The sequence below is a fragment of the Xanthobacter autotrophicus genome, assembly GCF_029991245.1.
In the GTDB taxonomy this organism is placed as follows: domain Bacteria; phylum Pseudomonadota; class Alphaproteobacteria; order Rhizobiales; family Xanthobacteraceae; genus Xanthobacter; species Xanthobacter autotrophicus_C.
Map to the genome: position 1 here is coordinate 1 of NZ_JAIVFO010000312.1, position 857 is coordinate 857.

The 857-nt window shown below is 69.9% G+C and carries 1 pseudogene; it reads left to right on the forward strand.

Features of this window, described 5'->3' with window-relative positions:
* Positions 1 to 857, forward strand: a pseudogene (locus K9U41_RS22955) (hypothetical protein); the annotation flags it as partial.

The following is an 857-nucleotide window of genomic DNA, read 5'->3' on the forward strand; positions in this document are numbered from 1 at the left end:
ATAGGAGACAGGCACATTCCGCCGGCGGCGGCGCGGGCGGCGATGGCGGGTATGGCATTTATTTCACGCCAGGCGGCATCCTTACCAATAGCGCGATCATCTCCGGTGGCGATGGCGGCGATGGCGGCGGCAGCCCGTCGTATGGCGGAGATGCCGGCAGCGGCGGCACGGGCGTTGCCGTCTCTGGATCGCAGATCGGAAGCCTCACCATCACCAATGGTGGCTCCATCCTAGGCGGCGATGGTGGCGAGGGAGGAGGCATCTCCCGGCCTGACCACCCGGGAGAGGGACCTATGGTCGTCGGCGGGGCCGGCGCGGGCGGGGCCGGCATCACGGGGTATGGCTACGACCTGACCAACACCGGCAGCGTGATCGGTGGGATCGGCGGCCAGGGTGGATCGATGTTCATCGGCCCCAAGTCCAGCGAGCCAGGCGCGGGAGGCGCGGGCGCGCAGGGCGGCGTTGGCGCAGGCGGATCCAATTTCACTATCCACAACACCGGCGTGATCGGCGGCGGCGCGGGCGGTGCGGCCGGAGCCGGCAGCGACAGCCAATTCGCACCGGTGGTGCCTGTGGGCGTAACCCTCTCCCAACACTTTACCGATCCGGGATCATACGCCACCCTCGCCGGCAAGGGGCAGCCGGGCAATGACGGCGGCAATGGCGGAGCCGGCGGCCTCGGCGGTCTGGGCGGGGCGGGCATCAGCGGCACCTCCTTCACCGTGATCAACGAGACGACGCTTTACGGAGGCTCGGGCGGTCTCGGCGGCGATGGCGGACGCGGCGGCGCGGGCGGAACCGGGGGACCCGGGATCTCTTTGGAATCGACGATCAGCGTCCCGGGTGTGGTGCTCTCC